Source organism: Vibrio sp. RW, assembly GCF_027587105.1.
In the GTDB taxonomy this organism is placed as follows: Bacteria; Pseudomonadota; Gammaproteobacteria; order Enterobacterales; family Vibrionaceae; genus Vibrio; species Vibrio toranzoniae.
On record NZ_JAPPTM010000003.1, the window covers coordinates 144,871 to 162,901 of the forward strand.

At 46.5% G+C, this 18,031-nt stretch carries 14 protein-coding genes; 6 read left to right on the top strand and 8 right to left on the bottom strand.

Translation table 11 applies throughout. The features are described 5' to 3' along the window. Positions 1-98 precede the first annotated feature (98 nt). The gene (locus OCT63_RS03640; protein ID WP_269983220.1) at positions 99-2,954 is read left to right on the top strand and encodes an FAD-binding and (Fe-S)-binding domain-containing protein; all 2,856 of its coding nucleotides are present in this window, start codon (positions 99-101) and stop codon (positions 2,952-2,954) included. A gap of 121 nt (positions 2,955-3,075) precedes the next feature. Here OCT63_RS03640 and OCT63_RS03645 read toward each other — a convergent pair whose 3' ends face one another. The 7 genes from OCT63_RS03645 to OCT63_RS03675 form a co-directional block, all read right to left on the bottom strand. Then, on the bottom strand, positions 3,076-3,318 hold the full coding sequence (locus OCT63_RS03645; RefSeq protein WP_161685326.1) for a hypothetical protein: 243 nt from the start codon (positions 3,316-3,318) through the stop codon (positions 3,076-3,078). Positions 3,319-3,465: 147 nt separating this feature from the next. Beyond that, a complete protein-coding gene (locus OCT63_RS03650; RefSeq protein ID WP_269983221.1) occupies positions 3,466-5,202 on the bottom strand; it encodes an ABC transporter permease subunit in 1,737 nt (578 codons plus the stop codon). Positions 5,203-5,206: 4 nt separating this feature from the next. Beyond that, entirely contained in the window at positions 5,207-6,718 is a 1,512-nt protein-coding gene (locus OCT63_RS03655; protein ID WP_269983222.1) for an ABC transporter substrate-binding protein, read from the bottom strand. Positions 6,719-6,783: 65 nt separating this feature from the next. After that, a complete protein-coding gene (locus OCT63_RS03660) occupies positions 6,784-7,635 on the bottom strand; it encodes an ABC transporter ATP-binding protein (RefSeq protein ID WP_269983223.1) in 852 nt (283 codons plus the stop codon). Then, positions 7,632-8,390 carry an ATP-binding cassette domain-containing protein gene (locus tag OCT63_RS03665; protein WP_161685338.1) on the bottom strand — a complete coding sequence of 253 codons (759 nt, stop codon included), beginning with the start codon at positions 8,388-8,390 and terminating at the stop codon, positions 7,632-7,634. The genes OCT63_RS03660 and OCT63_RS03665 overlap by 4 nt, the downstream gene beginning before the upstream one ends. A 213-nt stretch (positions 8,391-8,603) precedes the next feature. Continuing rightward, positions 8,604-9,938 carry an MATE family efflux transporter gene (locus OCT63_RS03670; RefSeq protein ID WP_269983224.1) on the bottom strand — a complete coding sequence of 445 codons (1,335 nt, stop codon included), beginning with the start codon at positions 9,936-9,938 and terminating at the stop codon, positions 8,604-8,606. A gap of 183 nt (positions 9,939-10,121) precedes the next feature. Next, positions 10,122-10,991, bottom strand: coding sequence for an AraC family transcriptional regulator (locus OCT63_RS03675; RefSeq protein ID WP_269983225.1), 870 nt, complete (start codon positions 10,989-10,991; stop codon positions 10,122-10,124). Positions 10,992-11,106: 115 nt separating this feature from the next. On the opposite strand from OCT63_RS03675, the gene OCT63_RS03680 reads away from it, so the two are divergent. The 5 genes from OCT63_RS03680 to OCT63_RS03700 all read left to right on the top strand — a co-directional run bounded on the left by OCT63_RS03680 (position 11,107) and on the right by OCT63_RS03700 (position 14,921). Then, complete coding sequence (locus tag OCT63_RS03680; RefSeq protein ID WP_161685347.1) at positions 11,107-12,255, top strand: aminotransferase-like domain-containing protein; 1,149 nt, start codon at positions 11,107-11,109, stop codon at positions 12,253-12,255. 154 nt (positions 12,256-12,409) lie between these two features. Beyond that, positions 12,410-12,745 carry a 5-carboxymethyl-2-hydroxymuconate Delta-isomerase gene (locus OCT63_RS03685; RefSeq protein WP_161685350.1) on the top strand — a complete coding sequence of 112 codons (336 nt, stop codon included), beginning with the start codon at positions 12,410-12,412 and terminating at the stop codon, positions 12,743-12,745. A 76-nt stretch (positions 12,746-12,821) separates the two neighbouring features. Further along, a complete protein-coding gene (locus tag OCT63_RS03690) occupies positions 12,822-13,253 on the top strand; it encodes a GNAT family N-acetyltransferase (protein WP_060469049.1) in 432 nt (143 codons plus the stop codon). 264 nt (positions 13,254-13,517) lie between these two features. Next, on the top strand, positions 13,518-14,507 hold the full coding sequence (gene trhO / locus OCT63_RS03695) for an oxygen-dependent tRNA uridine(34) hydroxylase TrhO (RefSeq protein ID WP_269983226.1): 990 nt from the start codon (positions 13,518-13,520) through the stop codon (positions 14,505-14,507). A gap of 156 nt (positions 14,508-14,663) precedes the next feature. Beyond that, complete coding sequence (locus tag OCT63_RS03700) at positions 14,664-14,921, top strand: YdcH family protein (RefSeq protein ID WP_010432560.1); 258 nt, start codon at positions 14,664-14,666, stop codon at positions 14,919-14,921. A 138-nt stretch (positions 14,922-15,059) separates the two neighbouring features. Here OCT63_RS03700 and OCT63_RS03705 read toward each other — a convergent pair whose 3' ends face one another. After that, positions 15,060-17,975: an alkaline phosphatase family protein gene (locus OCT63_RS03705; protein WP_269983227.1), complete on the bottom strand. Its 2,916-nt coding sequence runs from the start codon at positions 17,973-17,975 to the stop codon at positions 15,060-15,062. Between the last annotated feature and the right edge of the window lie 56 nt (positions 17,976-18,031).

An 18,031-nucleotide genomic window follows, 5' to 3' on the forward strand; every position in this document is an offset into this window, starting at 1 on the left:
GTGTCACAGCAATTCCACTGCCGTTGTGACACCGTTTAAGCACTGGAAAATAAAATAAAAACTAATCAGTGCCAAATAAGAAGCACAAGGAAGCAAAGATGGAGACAACTACATCCCATGAGCGAGTAGTAGACGCACAAGCTTATCAGCAGCTCGAAGCAATACTGGCTCAAAAAATAGAAACAGAACGCATTGTCACTCAAGAGGCAAAGCGCTTGGCTTACGGCACCGATGCGAGTTTCTATCGCTTGGTGCCGAAAATGGTTCTAAGGCTCAAAAACTTAGACGAAGTCATATTCACCATTCAAAGTTGTCGCGAACTCGGTATTCATTTTACCTTTCGCGCCGCTGGCACCAGTCTTTCAGGACAAGCGGTTTCAGACTCGGTACTCATCACTCTAACCGACGACTGGCGCGGCCATGAGATTGTCGATAACGGCAATCAGATCATTCTTCAGCCCGGTGTGATTGGCGCTGATGCCAATAAATATCTTGCCCCTTTCCAACGTAAAATCGGCCCAGATCCAGCCTCTATCAACACCTGTAAAATCGGCGGTATTGCGGCGAACAACGCCAGCGGCATGTGTTGTGGTACTGCGCAAAACTCTTATCGCACCGTCGAGAGCATGAAAATCGTATTAAGTGATGGTTCCCTGCTTGATACAGCAGATAACGCCAGCGTTGAGTCGTTCAAGCAATCACACAAAACGCTGTTTGATGGCATTGTTGATTTACGCAGACAGACTAGCTCGAATCAAGAGCTGGCAGACAGAATCCGCCATAAGTACCGCCTCAAAAATACCACGGGCTACGCGCTTAATGCATTGGTCGATTACCACGACCCACTTGAGATCATCAAACACCTGATGATTGGCTCAGAAGGTACGCTAGGCTTCATCGCCGAGATCACCTACAACACGGTTATTGAACACCCGAATAAAGCCTCTGCGCTGTTGGTATTTGCCGACATCGAGCAGGCAAGTAAAGCCGTGACTACGTTGTCCAAAACTCCGGTTGCAGCCGTGGAATTAATGGACGGCAGAGCACTCCGTTCAGTGGCTGATAAGCCGGGTATGCCTGCCTTTATGTCGAGCCTAAACTTAGAAGCGGCGGCTATTTTGGTGGAGTCACACGCCAGCTCCCAGCCGGACTTAGATTTACAATGTAAATCAATTTTGGACGCATTGACTGAATACACGATTGTTGAATCGGTTCCTTTCACTTCCGAACCGAAGACAGTCGCGACTCTTTGGGGCATTCGTAAAGGCATGTTCCCAGCGGTTGGCGCCGTGCGTGAAGTGGGTACGACGGTCATCATTGAAGATGTGGCTTTCCCTGTCGAAAACCTTGCGAACGGTATTCGAGAGCTGCAAGAGCTGTTTGATAAATACGACTACAGTGAAGCGATCATTTTCGGCCACGCTCTAGAAGGCAATCTGCACTTTGTGTTTACCCAAGGCTTTGATAGCCAAGAAGAGATCGACCGTTACGGTGGTTTCATGGATGACGTTGCCGAGCTCGTCGCCGTGAAATATCAAGGTTCTCTGAAAGCAGAGCATGGTACAGGTCGTAACATGGCGCCTTATGTGGAATTGGAATGGGGCAAAGATGGCTACGCCTTGATGCAACAGATCAAAGCGTTGTTCGATCCAGAAAGACTGCTCAACCCTGGCGTGATTATTAACGACAATCCAAATTCACACATCACGAATTTGAAGCCAATGCCTGCTGCCGACGACCTTGTTGACCGCTGTATTGAGTGTGGATTCTGTGAGCCTGTTTGTCCGTCTCGCACACTGACCTTATCACCTCGCCAACGTATTGTGTTGTACCGAGAACTGCAACGCCGCCGAGCAGCAGGGGAAGAGATCGAAGCCAGTGAACTAGAGAAAACCTTCGAATACCAAGGCATTGATACTTGCGCCGCGACTGGCCTGTGTGCCGAGCGTTGCCCAGTGGGAATCAACACCGGCGATTTGATTAAGAAGCTTCGTATTGCCAAGTACGAGAAATTTACGCCAATCGCGAAGTGGACAGCGGATCACTTCTCGACCACCACCAAGCTAACTAAGGCTGGCCTCAAAACCAACCAAGTGGCGAGCAAAGTATTAGGCGCAAATACCGTCGGAAAGCTAACCAACGGCCTGCGCTCTATCACCAAAGGCGCGACGCCGGTTTGGATGCCTGAGATGCCACAATCCAATAGTCACTCGCTAGTCTCATCACCAGTGACGGCAGAATCCTCAAGCAATCATAAGAAGGTGGTTTACCTGCCTTCGTGTGCCAGTCGCACCATGGGGCAACAGAGTGATGCGGGCGATCAACGCCCACTGACCGAAGTAACCATGTCGTTGCTTAACAAAGCCGGATTTGAGGTCATTCTGCCGAAGAAGCTCGATGACCAATGTTGTGGCATGCCTTATGACAGCAAAGGAATGACCGACTTGGCCCAATCTAAGGCGCAACAACTCGAAGAAGTGTTGTGGCAAGCCAGTCGTCAAGGTGAATACCCAGTTTTGATGGACACTAGCCCGTGCGCCAAGCGTAGCATTGAGCAATTTACCAAGCCATTAAAAGTGCTAGAACCAACAGGGTTTGTGAATCAATACTTGCTTGATCACCTGACCCTTGAGCCACTGCAAGAAACCGTAATGCTGCATGTCACTTGTAGCTCTCGCCGAATGGGCTTAGAAGATGCGATGTTGAACCTTGCTAAAGCCTGTACCGAAGAGGTCATCGTTCCTGAGCATATTCAGTGTTGTGGTTGGGCGGGTGACAAAGGTTTTACCACCCCAGAGCTAAATGAAGCTGCAGTGCATCCACTCAAAGAGCAAGTGCCGAGCAACTGCACTCGCGGCTTTAGTAACAGCCGAACCTGTGAGATTGGTTTGTCGCATCACAGTGGCATTCCGTATCAATCAATCTTGTACTTGGTGGACGAAGTGGCGCAGTAGCCCCATTCATACTGCGAGCGACGTGCTCTAGCTTAAAACGAAAAAATGGCAGCCCAATCAGGCTGCCATTTGTTTATTCGATTTGAAACATGTTATTTAGCTAGTTGTTACGAGCTGACAGTTAGAGAGATAAGCGCATCAACTCTTCTGGCGAGTAGTGTTCTGCTTCTGCGCCTTTGGCAATTAAGTCGATCACTCGGAACTCACTCATATCACCAAATTCCTTGGTCAAGTAATCACGAAACGCTTTATCATTCGGCCATTTACCTCGCACGATATAGCCCTCTTCTTTGTCAAAATCTTCCGTTTCAAAGAATGAAAAATCGGTCATACCAATATTGTGGCAATACAAAACGAGATACATGTTGAATCCTTAACGCTGAACACTTAACTAGGCTAAAAGCCGATCGATAACCGAGCCAAAAGCCAATTCCAAAAAACAAGCTCAAGGTTACAACATAAATGCTAAATCGAATAGCCAATCAAGGACTTAAGTAACCTGCTCTTTTCGTTAATCATCAAACATCATGTTAATTGCAGAACCTAACAGAATCAGTCCAATAATAGGTCCCATGACAGCGATTGGCGCGCGTTCAATGTATGGCAAATTCTCTGCAATCATCAACCCCCACTCAGGTTCAGGTGGCTTGGCACCTAAGCCGATGAAGCTCAGCGAGGTCAGGCTCAATGTAATCACCGGCAGCCTCAACATCGCGTGTCTTAGTAGCGGTGGCAATACGTAAGGCAGCAGATAGAAACGGAAGATTCTAAGCTTGCTGGTTCCCCACAAAGGCGCGAGGTGCGTATAAGGTTGAGCCTTCGCTTCCACTATCAAGCTTGAGCAATGCGCCGCTAATGGCGCCCAAGAGACCAATACAATCGCGATTAATGCACTGTTCGGGTTCATACCCGTTAAACCCGCAACCAACAGCCCTGCAATGATGTAAGGGATACCCTTAGTTATCTCGATAAGGCCTTGGCTAAAGCGGGTATTGAAACCCATGATAATGCCTGTCACCAAACTCAAAAACGTCGCCAAGATACCGGCTTGGAAGGTCGCGACCATACCAGAGCCGATTCTCGCTAACAGGTCTCGACCAATGCCATCCGCACCCAAAGGCGCTTGCCAGCTCGGTGATGCCAAACGTGCAAATTGGCTAGTGTATGGGTCTCGGAATGCAGCCCATACCACGATAGCAATGAGGAATGAGAAGATCGCAAAAGCAGTAACACGTTTAGCTCGGTTCTGGGTAAAACGAAACGAAGAGTGACTACTAATCAGCTTACCGCTTTTCAGGCTGTGACCCAGAATCAGTTGTTGAACAAACAAGCTCAAACTACTCACGCCAATCGAAAACAGCAGCAATACTAATAAGCCGCCTTGCAGCATCGGCAAGTCTTGTGCCTTGGCTGCGCCTAAGATCATGCGACCGATACCGGGAATCGAGAAGATAAGCTCGACCGCGACCGCGCCACCCGTCAAGCCGATCACGATCATCGCGATCTGTGGGATCAGGCTGCTCAGCGCTCTTTTCAGCGCAAAGCGAATAATTTGGTTGGAGTGAACGTTGGCACTGAGCCACGTGATCACCCAAGGTTCATTTAAAACGCGTTGTAAACTGTCTCTGAGTAGGCGACTAAACAGGCCGCTAGCAGGCAGCGCAAGTGCTAAACTCGGTAGCCAGATATCTTGCCAGCCTTGCCAACCATACGGTGGTAACCAACCTAACCAGATTGAGAACACCAGTATTAATACCGAGGCCACCACGTACTCTGGCAACGATATTAATACGGTGCTTAAACTGCTGTAACTCTGCCCTAATTTGCCCTTCTTCCAACTGCGCAAGGTAGCCAGTAAGCCTGCGCCACACAGTACGAAAGTCATCACAAGCGCGCTAGACATCAAAAACAGAGATGTAGACGCTGTTTTTTGAATGCCTAATGCAACCGAAGAACCATCAATCCAGGATTTACCTAGGTCACCCGAAAAGGCACTTCCTATCCAATCGATCAGGCGCTCACTTGCCGAACGGTCTAGCTGAAGATCAGCGCGTACCGCTGCTAAAGCTTCAGGCGTAAGCAGATGTTGTTGCCCCGCCCTCGCACGCAGAATGGATTGGCTTGGGTCGATGCCTGCAATGTCAGGCATCAAGCCAACAAGAATCACCACCACGATCAGTGAGGCGATTCTTGATAGCCAAGGCGTCAAGATAAATAAGGCTCGACGCAGAGTCTCAGCAGATAACATCTATTTAGTTAGCCTGTTTCACTTGTTTTATCTGTGTAGCTTGGTCAACCAAGCGACGTTCACTTGGGTCACGAACCACATTGCTTACACGCTCGCTTTCACCTTGAATCACGCGTTCGTGAAGCAATGGAATAGCAGCGAAGTCGTTGAGGATTTTTTGCTCAACTGCGATGATCGCTTGCTGACGCAGTGCACCTAATGGTTGTAGATCAGCATGAGTTAGCGCTTGGTCAACTTCTTGAGAACAGAATTGACCTAGGTTAAATGAACCCTTACAGCCAAAGTCACTCATCATGTAAGCCACTGGGTCACCCGAATCTAGAACGGTCGCACGAGAAAGGATGAACGCATCGAACTTGCCAGACAATGCATCGTTTTCGATCTGAGCGTATTCACGGATATCCAGTTCAACTTTGAAACCAGCCGCTTCAAGTTGCTGTTTAAGTAGTGCTGCCACTTCTGGAAGCTCAGCACGGTCAGTAAAGGTACCGATAACAATGCTTTCACCGTTCGCTTTTAGCGTTTTGTCGATTGCTTGACCTTCAGGTCGGATCGGCTCAGCCCAAGCAAGTGCAGGACCTAATAGGCCTTGCGCGATATCCGCATGGTTTTCATACACGGTATTTACGATCTGCTCACGGTCTACCGCAGCAGCAGCGACTTTACGTAGTTCAATATCGCTAAATACACCTGACTTATTGTTTAAGTAAAGCGTGTTGGTACGAGGCATGGCTACTTCGTAAAGCAGGTTCGGATCAATGGTCGCGATTTGTGAAACGGGTACCGCTTCAACAATGTCTGCCGTACCGGTTCTTAGAGCAGCAGCACGAGCAAAACCGTTAGGAACGTATTCTGCAATTACAGATTCAACTTGTGCTTTTTCACCCCAGTAACCATCGAAACGTTTTAGTTTCGCGCTGGTTGTGCCGTTAATTTCAGTCAATTCAAATGGACCAGTACCTGCGCCAATTGGGCTAACACGACCATCTTCTTGGTACGCGCTTGCTGCTAGGATCGCTAATTGAGGGCTTGATAAACGGCTTGGTAGAAGAGGGTCATCAAAGCTGGTTTTGATCTCTACGCGGTAGTTGTCCATCGCTTTCACTTCTAGCTCTACACCATCTAGGATGCGTGGCTTAGGCGCCGCTTCCAGCGCTTTCTGTAGTGAGTTCACAACAGACTCTGCAGTTAATGTAGAACCATCGTGGAATTTAACACCTTGGCGAACCGTGAATTGCCAAGTCAGTGGATCAACGTGTTTCCAATCCGTCGCTAGCATTGGTTGAGCTTCAGAGGTTGGGCTCAAGTTCACGAGCGTTTCAGCCGTGCTCCAACGCGACAGTTTGAATGCATCATCAGAAAGAGGTGATAGACCTGTTCTTGGCGGCTGCATCATCGCAACACGAATTTCAGATTTGACCGCAGCTTCGCTCGACTCTGGTTGGGAGTCAAAACAGCCAGTCAAAGGCAGAGCCAGCGCTAGAGCGCAAGCCAGTTTGATTGAATTAAAACGCATAGTTATTGTTCTCTGTAAGCTGTGCTTCGTTAATAAACGGTATTTCGTAATAAATAAGGTTGTGTTTAACAAGTAGATTTCGAAAGAGGCTGAGATTCGATCAGCATCCGAGTCGCTGGATGAGCAGGAGTGCCCATCACTTGAGGTGTCGGTCCATGCTCCACCATCTCGCCATGGTCAAGAACCAGAATTTCTTCGCAAAGCGCTTGTGCTGCGCCTAGGTCGTGTGTCACCAAAATAAGGCGCATATCGCGCTTCTTTTTTAATGAATTCAATAAGTCGAGTAGCCTCTGACGATTCACCGGATCTAGGCTACTGGTTGGCTCATCGGCAACTAATACTGCGGGTCTAACGACAAGCGCCCGAGCAATAGCCACACGTTGAGCTTGGCCTGTAGAAAGCTGATTGGGCTTTAGTGATAGCAAAGTGGCAGGTAAGCCAGCATCCAACAGCGTCTCTTCAATGATGCTTTCATGATTGCCATAAACATCTAGGTTACTTAGCGGCTCAGCTAAGATCTGTCGAACGGTGTAGTAAGGGTTGAGGCTAGTATGTGGTTCTTGTGGTACCAATTGGATCAAGCCACACACCGTGGCTTGCGCTTTGCTATTACGAATAGGCAGCAAATGACCAAACAAACTGATTGTGCCGAGAGTAGGCGCTTTCAAACCAAACAGCAGTTCAATCAGCGTAGATTTACCTGCACCAGAACGTCCAACAATAGCCAGGCTTTTGTCTTCAACATTGAGGTCGATATTCTGTAGCGCTTTGAACGCCTTACCACCCAACCAACTTGGCACTGAGTAATAATGAACCCCGACATTCTCGAACTTAATCTCAATCGGTGTTTGTGTTTCTGAATCAATCACAGGCATTGACGGTGAGACTTCTGAATTTAGTGATAAGATCGAGCTCATTCGATTAGGTCTCTCAATGAACAGCAGAAAGCATGAGAGCTCGATTCCAGCGCGTGTTTCGGTGCACCATAAGCCACCACACCGCCATCATCGATGACTAATAACTTGTCACACGCTAAGGCGCTGTGCAGGTCATGGGTAATCAACAAGCCACCAATTTGGCGTTGCTTTACATTGTCTCGAATCAGCTTGAGTATCTCTTGTTCTGTTACCGGATCTAACGCACTGGTTGGTTCATCTGCAATGATGATATCGGCGTTACTCAACAAGCCAATCGCAATGCACACTCGTTGACGTTGTCCTCCAGAGATTTGGCTCGGATACAACGGCAAGATGGTTTCTGGATTTGGGAATCCTAACTGCACCAACAGTTCGGTGAGCTTAGTTTTGTCTTGTGATTTAAGCTTGGTGCGAGTACCCGTCAAGGCAAGGCAAAGTTGGCCTTCAATGGAAACCAGAGGGTTTAACGCTTGAAGCGCATCTTGGAAGATAACCGCCGGCCTTTGTGCTGCCGTTCTTTGCAACATCGGCAAACCACACACCGCTTCACCAGATAGAGAGATATGACCTTCAGCCTCAACCATTTCTGGCATAAAGCCCGCGATCGCACGTGAAAGCATCGACTTACCAATGCCTGAAGGACCCATGATCGCCAACAGTTCTCCTCGATACACATCGAAATTAATATCTTGGAAAAGTGTTTTCGAAGAGGTTTTGATCGTTAATCGGTCAACAGACAAAAGTGGGGCTTTCACGCAGATACTCACAAATAGATGTTATAACATAACAACTCTATCATTTAGCTGAGGTGATGAAAAGCGAACATTGAACTAGATCGCATTTTTTTGCTGTTTGATTGACCGGCTCTAATCAGTCATTAGATAGAAAAAAAGCGCTCACTAAATTTATTGAGCATAAATAGTAAAGCGCTTTCATAAAGTTTTAGAAGTGGCGATGGTCGTTCTAAATTAATGACACGCCGCTGATACATTTTCTGCTGGGAAACACTTCTGCTTAACTTGAGCGATGAACGGGTATAAAAATGCGATTCGTCCAAGATAGAACAAGGTAAACGCCAACCACAGACCATGATTGCCCCAGATATCAATGGTGAACGCCTGTACCGCTAAGAATACCAACAAAGTCGCGATACTAGAGTCTCGAACCGGACGTGTGGTTCCTGTTCCAGTAAAGATACCGTAAACCGTTAAACCAAAGCCAGCCACCAGCGGGAATACAATCAGCCACGGAGCCATCTCTTGATACAAGGCAACCAGCGCTGGAATATCGGTAAACAAGAAAATAATGCTGTCTTTAAATACCAAGGTCAACAGAGTCAGCGCAGCAATAAAACCGGCCGTCCACTGGAAGTTAAGCCTTAACACACGATCCAACATCGACGCACTTTTCTGACCAACTGCTTTACCCGCAAACACACTCGATGCGTTAGCAATGCCATCAAACATGTAACTGACGATAAAGGTCACCTGCATCAGAATCGCGTTAGCGGCCAGAACATCGGTACCCAGTTTAGAACCAGTGCGCGCCATCATGTTGAAGAACACTAAGATACAAATTGTACGTAACAGTAGGTCGGTATTCGATGAGATGATTGTCGACAGGTCTTTCTTGGTCATCTTCGAACCTTGCAGGAACTCAGAGACCGAGATATTGCTCGTTTTCATAACCAACGTCATACCAATCGCAAAAGTAGTGATTTGTGCAATCAAACTTGCGTAAGCAACACCAGCCACACCCAAGTCGAAATAGAGCACAAACAACGCATCTAAAACAATGTTCAACACGTTGCCAAACACTTGTGTGTAAAGGACTTCTTTGGCTTTCGCCTGCCCCATTAACCAACCAATAATGGTGTAGTTGAGCAGCACAAAAGGCGCGCCATAAATCAAAATGCCGAAGTAGATATGCGCTTGCTCGGCCACATTGGCTTCAGGCTCTATCACCCACATTGCACCTTGCCAGATGAGCGGTTGTATCAAGATAAAGACCAACCCCACCAAACCAGACAGCACAAATGGGCGCATCAAGCTGCCCGCTAGCTCAGAGCGATTCCCTTTCCCCAATGCCATCGCACTTTGCCCTGTAGTGCTGACACGGAAAAAGCCAAACAACCAATACATGGTGTTCATGATGATGGTGCCGATCGCCACACCACCGATCAGTTCAGCAATACCAAGCTGGCCAATCACGGCAGTATCCACGGCACCAAGCAGAGGCTGAGTCACCGTTGAGATGATGAAAGGGAAAGCGATTTTTAGATAATCTTTGTGGGTAATGGTCATATTCTAGCGAGTGATATTAAGAACTATTTGCAATTAGAAGGGATGCTATCGTTTAATCCGTACGTTGTCATCATCTACTAGAGTAAATTATCAACAAAGCATTTCTCTCTTGATTCAAGAAAACACCACAACCATCGTTAATTGAGTTTGCGCTAACAAGCAAAATGAGTGGCTTTTAATCGGTTAGTAAAAACTCACGGGAAGGTAAAAATCGAGTTCAAACACTTCATCACTGTTGAGAAAGTGATTCTGATGATAATGCACATAAGCCGGAGTAGAACGTTGCTTGAAGCCAGACGTAGGTAGCCACTTTTCTAATACCATACTGATCTGTGGTAGCAACTCACCATAGCGACCATTCAATCGAAACACAGCATGTAAACCGCCCGGAATCACCATCTGATTAACCACGCTGCGGTACTTAATCGGTTCATTAATCGCGATACACGCCACATAGCGACACTGATCCATCTCAATCCAAGCAGGGTTTGAGTGATGCAAACCAAACTGGCTCGAAAAGTCACGCTGTTCAGAGCTAGCCCACGCTTTCAATATCAGCCATGCGTTGCGAATGGAGCGGTTATAACCCGTATGTCGAACATAAGCCGCCATGCGATCCGGTGTTTCAACTATCTTAGGTTCTGGTAGCGCTCGCTGCGCCACGTTCAAATAGCCCGCTGCCACTTCGGGATCTTTCAAATAGGGTTTTTCTGCTATCTGTAAGTCGTGTTTACGCCACTCACCCGGTGACATGTTGAAGGTCGCTTTAAACGCGCGGCTAAACGAAGACACCGAACTAAAACCACACTTACTGGCAATTTCCACCACTGAAGACGTGGTATCGAACATCAATTGGTTGGCCGCATATTCCATTCGAGTGCGTCGAATGTATTGGTGCAATGACTCCCCAACCACGCTTTTGAAGGTGCGATGAAAGTGCTGTTCGGAATAAGCCGCAATCTCGGAGAGCGCTTTTGCCGACAAAGGCTGACTGATGTCTTGATGAATATGGAACAGAACATCATTGATTCGGGATATGTGTTGTCGCGACATTGTTCAAATAGCATAAATGGACATGTTTATAAGCATAAATGGACACGCCGTTTTTTACAATTGCCGTGTAATATCAAGCGATAAAATAAAAACGAAAAACGACGAGACACAACACATGGAAATCGCACAGTCATTACAACAGATTCAATCTTCATACATTCGAGAGATCCTCGCAGCCGCAAGCGATCCAAATGTCATCTCATTGGCAGGTGGTTTACCGGACGAAAAAACATTCCCTATCGATTTAATGAAGCCAACGCTAGAAAACCTAGCGAACATGCCTGAAGTTTTCCAATACGGCTCGACCGCGGGTTACGGCCCGTTGCTTGAACACCTTACGCAAAGCTACCAACTGCCAGAGACTCACACAGCCATGATCTGTACTGGCTCTCAGCAAGGTTTGGATTTGATTGCTCGTGCGTATGTTGATCCGAATGATGTGGTTGTAATGGAAGCGCCAAGCTACTTGGGTGCGATGCAAGTGTTTGGTTTGGTTCAAGCGAACATTGTGACTGTGTCTCAAACAGAACTTGGCCCGAACCTCGATGAACTAGAAACATGCTTTGCAGAGCAATCGCCAAAAATGTTCTACGCCGTGCCAGATTTCCACAACCCGACAGGCGTTTGTTGGACAACAGAAACTCGTCAAAAAGTGGCTGAGCTGTGTATCAAATACAACGTGGCATTCATTGAAGATGCACCATACCGCGAACTGCGCTTTACCGGCACTGAACTGCCAATGGTTTCTTCGTTCTGCCCTGATAACTCTATCGTTCTTCGTTCATTCTCTAAAATTGCATCACCAGGTCTACGTATCGGCGCGGTAACCGGTAAACGCAGCTACCTTGAGCCACTGATCAAAGTGAAGCAAGGCGCAGATTTACACTCAAGCGTACCAATGCAAGCGCTGCTTGTTGGTCTTCTAAAACATGAAGATTTCAACCTGCACATGGAAAACATTCGCACCCTGTACAAGTCTCGTTATGAAGTGCTGTTTTCAGAACTAGAGAAACAACTGCCTGCTGACTGCGTATTAAAATCCGTTGATGGCGGGATGTTCATTTGGGTAGAAATCCCAGAGTGCGACACCTTCGAACTGGCTAAAACTTTACTTTCCAATGGTGTGGCGGTTGTACCAAGCCCAGTATTCTATCCAAAGGCTGATGAAGCAAAAGCCGCACTGCGTTTAAACTTCACTAACGCCAACCCTGAAGAATTGACCGAAGCGGTGAAACGCTTAGCGGAAGTACTTAACCAAGCGTAATCGCTGACAGCACGGAGCGCTTTGGTGATTGCCTGATCGGCTTATTACCGAGAAAACCGTCACGCGTCAGCATTAAAGGCCAATGCCATTCTCAACAAGAGAGTCACATTGGCCTTAATTTTAGGTCTCCATAAAGCACAGAAAGGACATCAGTTTGCCGCATTGTATTATCGAACACTCATCCACTATTGATGGTCAGCAACTCAACCAACAAGTGTTTCTCGGCGCAATGGAATCTCAGTTGTTCTCTCCAACAGGAGAAGACATCAAAGTACGCAGCCTTGCCTATCAGCATTACCAAACCGGTGAGGTAAAAGAAGACTTCGTGCATGTCTCTGTGCGTATTTTGTCTGGGCGTAACGAAAGTGTTAAAGCGATGCTCTCCAAGTCCATTTTTGATCAATTACTTGCTCTTTCACTATCCAATGCATCACTGACCGTAGAGATCATCGATATAGAGACAAGCAGCTATTCAAAAGCCTTAGTTTAAAGGCAAGTTACAAAAGTACAGCCCCTCGCAAATAGGGTGTTTTCAAAAAATTCGTTAGACAGCATGGAGCAATGAAATGGAATTGGTGATTGGTAACAACCCAGAATTGATAACGAAAGCACAAGCCATTCGTCATCAAGTATTCGTTGTTGAACAAGGTATCCCCCATGTGTTGGATCTTGATGGGCTCGATCCTGTCTCACATCATGCACTCATCACCGATGACGATAATTTAGTCGCGACGGCACGCTTGCACATTGATGAATCAGGACACTCAACCATGGCGCGTGTTGCTGTTCTGCAGCCTTATCGAGGATCTGGTATCGCATCTAAAATTGTTAGCGCACTTCTAAAACACGCCTCTGAACATAGTGCCAAGGTAATTGAAATCCACGCCCATCAATACCTAAAGGGTTACTATCAAAAATTCGGCTTTGAGTTCATTCGTGAAGTGGAAATGGTAGGAGAACACCAACTGATTGAGATGAGATACAACATAAGTTCTTAGCCGAATATTCAATAGACAACAAAGCACCACTGCTTATTTTAGCTAACATTCCTTATCAAATAACGGCCTTTTTACCACACACAAAGCCACACTATAAGTATTGTTATATAACCCTACGTTTTATTGGTTTTTGTCCCGCACCGCCTTGGTTATACTGCGCCTGATTTTAATAAGCCGACGTTCACACAAGGGTCTACTTTAGAACCTCGATGATCAGAAGGCTACGCTCTGGATTTACGTTCCAGCTCGCAGAAAGGAAAAACCATGTCTCAATATGTTGTATGTGCTCTGTATAAATTCGTTGCACTTGATGATTACCAAGAAATTCGCCAACCACTAACTGAAGTGCTAGAAACCAACCAAATTCGCGGTACTTTGTTACTTGCGAGTGAAGGCATCAACGGTACTGTTGCAGGTAAACGCGAATCTATCGACGCTCTTCTTCAATGGTTTAAACAAGATTCTCGTTTGGCTGATGTTGTTTACAAAGAGTCGTTCAACGAAGAACAACCATTCAACCGCACCAAGGTTAAACTTAAGAAAGAAATCGTAACCATGGGCGTTGAAGGCATCGACCCTCGCCATGTTGTCGGCACTTATGTTAAGCCAAACGAATGGAACGACCTCATCTCAGATCCAGATGTGATCTTGGTGGATACTCGTAACGATTACGAAGTCGACATCGGCACATTCAAAAACGCCGTAAACCCAAACACGGAAACCTTCCGTGAGTTCCCTCAGTACGTTGAAGAAAACCTCGACCCTAAGAAGCACAAAAAAGTTGCGATGTTCTGTACAGGCGGTATTCGTTGTGAAAAATCAACAGCCTACATGAAAGAGCAAGGCTTTGATGAGGTTTACCACCTTGAAGGCGGCATTCTTAAGTACCTAGAAGAAGTGCCAGAAGAAGAGAGTATGTGGGAAGGCGACTGCTACGTATTTGATGGCCGTGTTGCCGTTAACCATCAGCTTGAGAAGAGCGGTTACGATGTATGTAACGCTTGTCGTCTACCAATCACTGACGAAGATAAAGCGTCTGAGCACTTTGAGAAAGGCGTAAGCTGCCCTAAGTGTATTGATAAGCACAGCGACGAGCAGAAAGCGCGTTTCCGTGAACGTGAGAAGCAAGTTCAACTGTCGAATGCTCGTGGCGAAACCCACGTCGGTGGCGAAGCTGCTCACCTTATCGAGCAACGCAAGAAAGCAAAACTCGCACACAAAGAGCAACAACGTTCTGGTAAGAAAGCTCAGTAGTTTTTAATACTACTAAAATAATAAAGGGCAGTAACGCATCCAAAATGGAACGTTAATGCCCTTTTTTGATCCTACTCTCGCTTTGTGTTTAGGAACACATTTATCTTCAAAAATAGGCTCTATACTGAAGTTAAGTAGACAAGAGAGGAAGTGCCAATGCTCAATGAAAACCATGCCTTTATCTTAGATTTCCCAGATCTTAAATTAGACATTGTTCAGCTCAACCACGACGATGAAAAATTCAAAGCAGACATGCAGAAATACCACCAACTCGACTACGATATCCGTCAGCTAGAAATCTCTGGCAGCCCCATTGATGACGACAGCATGCACAACCTAAAAGTAGAACGCATGGCGCTGAAAGACTCGCTACACAAACAACTTACTCGACATCACGCGCTTAAAATCGTTTAACCTAATACGCCGCTAATCTATTTTAAGACATTGAAGAACAACGTCGCCAAGTTGTCGATAATAGCGATGATAATTTTGTGGGATTGGCTCTCTACCTAGCTAACCAAGTAAACGATGACTAAGTAGAGAGCTCAATTACTAACGGTCTGCAGAGATATCCAACTTATCGATCAACGACGGATACCCCCAACCATTTTCGCCCGCCACCACCTGCTCTCCAGTCAAATACTCAAAGAGTGTCGGCGCTAAAGATCCGTTAGCTTCAATTTTCAATGGCTGAGAGTTTTCGCCAATTGGCGCTCCCCAGAATCCTATGAAGGCATCTTTCTCTAAGTAATCCTCTCCAGCATGACGCCCCGGAACTTTGGTGTTATAACCAATTCCAGCTTTCGGGAACAAATTAATCGTGCCAGCCCTATCTTCAAGGTAGATATTGACCAGTTGATTGACAGAGTCAGGTCGAGGAGTCAATTGGGTTAACTCTGTCCACTCCACACTGCTACACCATGTTGTCACATCCGCCTTAACCGCTCGGTTAATACACTTCTCTACCCATTGAGAATACTGTGCAAAATCAGCTTCGCTTGGTGATGCTAGGTATGGATTTAACCTTTGCGTATTAAGCAAAATCGGCGCTCGATTTTCTTCTAACGACTCATAGTAAAGCTTGTCACCCTCGCGAGTGATCAATTCATCGACCCGTTTTAAATCACGGTTACCAATCACACGAACAGCGCAGCGTTGTTGATCACATGTGCTTTCTCTAACGACCATATAATCAAGACTTTCAGGCAAGCGTTGCGCTATCTGATTAATGATGTCTATGTTCTGACCAGCTGGCGCTGCAATCGGAGACCACTGCGTGAGTTCTTGGTAAACCGGCTGAACCTGCCACCCTTGAGCCGAATTAAAGAAGTCCATCATGAAGTTACCACCAGCGGTAGAGGCAACCACCACATCCAATTCCTTCGAGCTTGGATAGCTTAAAGCATTGGTGATTTTAGGCCCTTCCCCTTCGTCTGAAGATATTTTCTTAACCACAATTGGATACTCTAGCTCTGCTTGTAACCCATCAAATACCTGCTTTTCTGGATTTAGAGCGTAGAACACCGGCGTTAAACCATGATCGCCAGCCATACCCCAAAGGGTTTTATCGTAAACGCCTGCACTGCGGTAGGTCGCTTCAATCTGACGAATCCAATAGTCCAACCGGTTAAGCTCTCCAGTCGGCATCAAAATTTCGTCACTAAAAGGCCCCGTGAAGTGCGCAAAGTGATCCGGCCATGGATTGTAAACCAAGGTATAGTCTGGCATCCCTTTTCCATCCAACTCGGCAAACTGAGTAATAGATTGTTTAACCTGGGCCTTCTTTGAAAGCTTAGTGAAAAAATCAAAGCCCGATATAGACTGGTACGCTTCAATATCTTCAATCAAGGCTTCACGCTTTTCTCGCAGAACGGCTTCAACTTCAGAACGCTCTTCAAGCTCTTTGACGCAGCGTTTCTCACCGTAATCACGTAACGACTCTCCTAAACCTAAGTTCACTAAGCCATCATAAGTCGTGTGCGCATTCCAATCGTACTGGGCGTTGCAGTTCAGCGTTTTGAGATAATCAAGGCGATCAAACATGGTTTGTACCTTGTTGTCTGCCATCAATACATCCAACTGCAGCGCATCATTACCGAAGAAGTAATACGCACGGTCGAGCTCTCTATCGACAAAGTGGAAATTAGGGATACCCGTACCACCATTACCAGACACTTTTGCGCCAGCCTTAATGATGGGTAGGTTACGTACACTGATTGTCGGAGTAGAAGAGATCCCCACTCGGCTTATATTGTCTCGATGCTCTTGATAGAGTTTTTTGAAGAACGGAAGATAATTCGGATCACGATAGGTTTGTTCAGACAGAACCTCCATGAACCGAACCTGCTGTTGATGTTCAGGCTCGATCACTGTTTCTAGATTAGGTTTGTATTGCGCTCGGTTTTTATGATTCTGATACGCCACCGAGATGAAAGGCGCATTCTCATCGACCAAGCCTTCGATCAACCCTTGCTGTAAACCATCGACCGTCACTTGAACCGCAAAGCGTTTGTTCTGTTGGGATTCTAAGAACTGAATGAGCACATCAGGCTGGTCACTAAATGCTTGCTGCATCCAATCATCGAGCGCTTCTGCGCGTTCTTCTTTAAACACAAATTGTCGGTAAGCTTTAAGCAAGTTTAAGCGCACAAAATCGATAAGAGTGACCGTCAGAGCTTGTGCTTTGTTATTCGGCTTATCGGCGTTTTCTGGTTTACCATCTTCTGCAATTGCCAGCATTGCAGATTTCATGTCACCGTCATCCATGCCCAATGTCGCTTTACCGATCAAATCAACGATGATCGGTTGAATTTGAGCGATGATCGCCAAATCTTCAGGGCTGTTCGTTAAATAGGTGTAGCTCTCAGGAAGGGTGTCCATATCTTGCCAAACACCGATTTCAAATAGCGCATCGTAGATAACAACCATATTGGCAATGAACTGTTCATCAATACGAATCCCTTCATGGTGACCTGTTGCTTCAGTCGAGGTATCTGGCTCTTTATGCTCTGAGACTGGCTCATCACCGACATAATAGAGGCTATGTTCAAAGCCTTTTAAGGCCTCGTTATCATAGACTGTCGACAGATACCCTTTGAATACATCTTCACTACCCAAACCTGAATAGCGGTCGTAGTAACTATAGAGAAAATAACCTAAAGGAATTGAGTAAGTCGGGTTGGACAACTGAGCGATCACTCGCGCTTTCGTTTTAGCATCTAAAGGCAGCGCAAGAATGTACGCATCTAATGTTACGCCGCCGATGGTGAAAAGTGCGGCATCGCGAGTGAGTTTGGCGGAGTAATCTAGGCTTGAAAGCACTTGATTCTTCAGTACATCACTGGAACTGAATACCCCACCAATAACAGGCGTTGTCGACATATCGGCAAAACTAGGCGCCGACACTAAGGTCAACGAAAGGCTACTAAACAAACTGGCGTAGCGACGGGCTTGGGAATAGAAACGCATCCAATATCCTTTAGGTCAAATTACCTTCATAAATACAACCTATTGTTTCAGCTCAC

What these genes read in the sequence shown, in the direction of transcription:
- OCT63_RS03700 (WP_010432560.1), top strand. Translation starts at nt 14,664, where the DNA reads ATGCTCAATGAAAACCATGCCTTTATCTTAGATTTCCCAGATCTTAAA.
- OCT63_RS03655 (WP_269983222.1), bottom strand. Translation starts at nt 6,718, where the DNA reads ATGCGTTTTAATTCAATCAAACTGGCTTGCGCTCTAGCGCTGGCTCTG.
- OCT63_RS03650 (WP_269983221.1), bottom strand. Translation starts at nt 5,202, where the DNA reads ATGTTATCTGCTGAGACTCTGCGTCGAGCCTTATTTATCTTGACGCCT.
- OCT63_RS03640 (WP_269983220.1), top strand. Translation starts at nt 99, where the DNA reads ATGGAGACAACTACATCCCATGAGCGAGTAGTAGACGCACAAGCTTAT.
- OCT63_RS03675 (WP_269983225.1), bottom strand. Translation starts at nt 10,991, where the DNA reads ATGTCGCGACAACACATATCCCGAATCAATGATGTTCTGTTCCATATT.
- OCT63_RS03645 (WP_161685326.1), bottom strand. Translation starts at nt 3,318, where the DNA reads ATGTATCTCGTTTTGTATTGCCACAATATTGGTATGACCGATTTTTCA.
- OCT63_RS03680 (WP_161685347.1), top strand. Translation starts at nt 11,107, where the DNA reads ATGGAAATCGCACAGTCATTACAACAGATTCAATCTTCATACATTCGA.
- OCT63_RS03705 (WP_269983227.1), bottom strand. Translation starts at nt 17,975, where the DNA reads ATGCGTTTCTATTCCCAAGCCCGTCGCTACGCCAGTTTGTTTAGTAGC.
- OCT63_RS03690 (WP_060469049.1), top strand. Translation starts at nt 12,822, where the DNA reads ATGGAATTGGTGATTGGTAACAACCCAGAATTGATAACGAAAGCACAA.
- trhO (WP_269983226.1), top strand. Translation starts at nt 13,518, where the DNA reads ATGTCTCAATATGTTGTATGTGCTCTGTATAAATTCGTTGCACTTGAT.
- OCT63_RS03660 (WP_269983223.1), bottom strand. Translation starts at nt 7,635, where the DNA reads ATGAGCTCGATCTTATCACTAAATTCAGAAGTCTCACCGTCAATGCCT.
- OCT63_RS03670 (WP_269983224.1), bottom strand. Translation starts at nt 9,938, where the DNA reads ATGACCATTACCCACAAAGATTATCTAAAAATCGCTTTCCCTTTCATC.